Annotated in this window: 3 protein-coding genes and 2 pseudogenes; 2 read left to right on the forward strand and 3 right to left on the reverse strand. The window is 66.6% G+C overall.

The window, feature by feature from the left end; genetic code table 11:
• Positions 1–411 (reverse strand): annotated as a pseudogene (locus R1101_RS31115) (DUF7800 domain-containing protein); the annotation flags it as partial.
• A gap of 200 nt (positions 412–611) precedes the next feature.
• Here R1101_RS31115 and R1101_RS0119095 point away from each other — a divergent pair.
• Positions 612–866 (forward strand): hypothetical protein, encoded by a 255-nt coding sequence (locus R1101_RS0119095; RefSeq protein ID WP_016934933.1) that lies wholly within the window; start codon positions 612–614, stop codon positions 864–866.
• Positions 867–919: 53 nt separating this feature from the next.
• On the opposite strand, the gene R1101_RS0119100 is transcribed toward R1101_RS0119095, so the two are convergent.
• On the reverse strand, positions 920–1,324 hold the full coding sequence (locus R1101_RS0119100) for a hypothetical protein (RefSeq protein ID WP_016934934.1): 405 nt from the start codon (positions 1,322–1,324) through the stop codon (positions 920–922).
• Positions 1,308–1,997, reverse strand: coding sequence for an MBL fold metallo-hydrolase (locus R1101_RS0119105; RefSeq protein WP_016934935.1), 690 nt, complete (start codon positions 1,995–1,997; stop codon positions 1,308–1,310). Before R1101_RS0119105 ends, R1101_RS0119100 begins: the two co-directional genes overlap by 17 nt.
• 150 nt (positions 1,998–2,147) lie before the next feature.
• On the opposite strand from R1101_RS0119105, the pseudogene R1101_RS0119110 reads away from it, so the two are divergent.
• Positions 2,148–3,432: pseudogene (locus R1101_RS0119110) on the forward strand (excinuclease ABC subunit UvrA); the annotation flags it as partial.

Below are 3,432 nucleotides of genomic sequence, written 5' to 3' on the forward strand. Positions count from 1 at the left end.
AGGGCATCGGGCCATTCGTCGGTGGGCAGAGAACGCATGCGCTGCGCGTACGCGACGAGCGCGTCCTTCCCCAGGACGGCCGTCGGTTCCGCGCTCTCCGACGCCACGCGGCACGAACCGAAGGCGAGCACGAAGGTGTCGGTGTCGTCCCCCGAGGTTCGGATCGAGGGGGGCGGCGTCACCGGCCGGCGGCCACACGAGGTGTCCGTCCACCCGCACCTCGTAGGGCGTCTCCGATCCGGGTTCGAGCTCTCGGACGACGACGAGCGCGTAGTGATGGCCCGCGACGGTCCACGTACGCTCCGCACTGCCGAGCACCTCGACCGTGCAGGGTGCGGACGTCTCCACCCAGATCGTGGCGTCCGTGTCGCCGATGTGCCGGAGTACCGGCCCGAGTACGAGATCCGCCACGGTGTCAGCGCCTTCGTGCTCGAGCGAGCGAGCTCGTCATGGGTTTCGAGCGTACTCGCAGCGCTCCTGTCCAGGATGGTTCCGGCGAACTTCGATACCGGTTCGCCCTCCGGGATGCCGCGACGGGGAGCACCCTGGAACGGACGCACCCGAATCGACCCGCGCGGGTCGGTGCCGCGTAGTGGAAAGGGGGACCGGACATGACCGACGCAGAGGAGCCGACCCGCTGGGACACGCTCGACGACGAAGAGAAACGACAGGCACGGGAGAAGGCCGAGGAGATCGACCGGATGTACGAGCCGGGGGTTCGGCCGACCACGGTCGTGCCGGGGACGAACGGGATGGTCTCGGGAACGGCCTTCGCAGACATGGCCGACGAACACCCGGGCAGGACCGAGGAGGTCGAGGCGGAGAACGGTGCATCGGCTCCGGGTACGGAACGCGCACGCGAGTGAATTGCCTCAATGACCGGTACGCATGCTCCTGGGTGACCGTAGCGTCCATCGCTTCACTCGGATTCCTCCACCAGCAGGAATCCGGAGGTGGTCACCACGTGTGATTCGCCCGAATCGGCTTCCATGCGACTGGAACTTCCGACGAACAAACAACCGCGCATCGGTTCGATCGAGAAGCCTCCGTACATGCCGGGGATCGGGTACCGCAGGATGCCGGTCGGGATCTCCGACAGGATCTCGGTACTGGGATGGCACAATCCCCTTGGCGATTCAGGCCGGATGCGTGCCTCGATCGAGCGGGCCGGCTGCTCGTCGAGCAGTGTTGTCTTGTCTCGGTCGAGGCGGTTGCACACCTCCGGGCTCAGGGCGGCTTCGACCCCCCGTGCCAGACGGCGTCGGCTGGGGTGTCCGTCATCGGAGAGTTCCTGTATGCAGAACAGATCACCAGCCGCGCTCACGCCACTCTCCGAGATGCGGACGCTCGGCTCCGAGGGTCGAGTCCTTGCCGTGCCCGGGATAGAAGATCGTCTCGTCGTCGAACCGGTCGAAGATCTTCGCCTCGACGTCGCCGAGCAGAGAGCGGAATGCATCGTCGTCCGGGGTCTTGCCGACCCCGCCGGGGAACAGGGAGTCGCCGGTGAAGATGTGCGCGCGGCCCGTGCCCTGTTCCGTGAGGACCAGTGCGACCGACCCCGGGGTGTGTCCTGAGAGGTGGATCACCTCGAGATTCAGCTCACCGATCTGCACGGTGTCGCCCTCGGTCAGGATCCGCTCGGGCGTCACCGGCAGGGGAGCGGCATCGAGCTCGTGCGCCGCCGTCGGCACACCGGTCGCCGCGGCCACCCGCTCGAGGCCCTGCCAGTGATCCCAGTGCTGGTGGGTGGTGACGATCAGCTCGAGTTCCGGTGCGTTGTCGCGGAGGAACTGCACGAGTCGTTCGGGTTCGTTTGCGGCATCGATGAACACGGACTTGCCGGTCGTGTCGTCGGTGACGAGATAGGTGTTGTTGTTCATCTCGCCGACGGCGAGTTTGACGATGCTCGCTCCGGGAATCCTTCGGCGTTGCGCGGGTCCGCCGGGAGTGACGTCGCCGGTGTAGGTGTCCTCGATGATCACGGGCTGCTGCGTCATGCAGTCAACCTACCTTCGCGTGCGCGCGCATGAGCACCGGACGCGTGGTTCGTCGACGGGGCGTGGTTCTTCGGCACGGAAACGTGTCGGTACCCGCGCCTACCATGGCTGAGGGCCGAACTGCGGCCTTGTCTACAGGAAGGATGTGGCGTGGCAGACCGCCTGATCGTGCGAGGAGCCAGGGAACACAACCTGCGTGGTGTCGACCTGGATCTGCCGCGCGACAGTCTGATCGTGTTCACCGGACTGTCGGGTTCGGGCAAGTCGAGCCTCGCGTTCGACACCATCTTCGCCGAGGGACAACGGCGCTATGTCGAGTCTCTGTCGGCCTATGCCCGTCAGTTCCTCGGGCAGATGGACAAGCCGGACGTCGATTTCATCGAGGGTCTTTCGCCCGCGGTGTCGATCGACCAGAAGTCCACCAACCGCAACCCGCGGTCCACCGTCGGCACCATCACCGAGGTCTACGACTACCTGCGTCTGCTCTACGCCCGCGCCGGAACCCCGCACTGTCCGGTGTGCGGTGAGCAGATCTCCCGGCAGACGCCGCAGCAGATCGTCGACCAGGTGCTCGAGATGGAGCCCGGTGCCCGCTTCCAGGTCCTCGCGCCCGTCGTGCGTACCCGCAAGGGCGAGTTCGTCGACCTGTTCGAGCAGCTCACCATCCAGGGTTACTCCCGTGTGCGTGTCGACGGGGTGGTCCACACCCTGTCCGATCCGCCGAAGCTCAAGAAGCAGGAGAAGCACGACATCGAGGTCGTCGTCGACCGCCTCGCCGTCAAGCCCAGCGCGCAGCAGCGCCTCACCGACTCCATCGAGACCGCGCTCGGGCTCGCCGAAGGGGTCGTCGTGCTCGACTTCGTCGATCGCGAGGAGGACGCCCCCGACCGCGAACGCCGGTTCTCCGAGACGCTCGCGTGCCCCAACTCGCACCCGCTGTCCATCGACGAACTCGAACCACGGTCGTTCTCGTTCAACTCGCCGTACGGTGCGTGCCCCGAGTGCGCCGGCCTGGGCGTGCGCAAGGAGGTCGACCCCGATCTCGTCGTTCCCGACCCGGATCTGAGCCTGGCCGACGGCGCGATCGCCCCGTGGTCGATGGGTCAGAGCGCCGAGTACTTCGGCCGGTTGCTGTCCGGTCTGGCCGATGCGCTCGGATTCGACATCGACACCCCGTGGCGGAAGCTGCCCGCCAAGGTGCGCAAGGCCGTGCTGGAAGGCAGCACCGAGCAGGTGCACGTGCGATACAAGAACCGCTACGGCCGCGTCCGCTCGTACTACGCCGAATTCGAAGGCGTCATGCCGTTCCTGCACCGCCGCCTCGAACAATCCGAATCCGACCAGGCCAAGGAACGCTACGAAGGCTATATGCGGGAGATCCCGTGTCCGGCCTGCGCCGGTGCGCGGTTGCGCCCCGAGATCCTGGCCGTGACGG

The sequence above is a fragment of the Rhodococcus sp. R1101 genome, assembly GCF_000278445.1.
GTDB classification, from domain to species: Bacteria; Actinomycetota; Actinomycetes; order Mycobacteriales; family Mycobacteriaceae; genus Rhodococcus; species Rhodococcus gordoniae.

Bases quoted from the DNA above. Each gene is read 5' to 3' on its own strand.
- R1101_RS0119105 (WP_016934935.1), bottom strand. From the start codon at position 1,997: ATGACGCAGCAGCCCGTGATCATCGAGGACACCTACACCGGCGACGTC.
- R1101_RS0119095 (WP_016934933.1), top strand. From the start codon at position 612: ATGACCGACGCAGAGGAGCCGACCCGCTGGGACACGCTCGACGACGAA.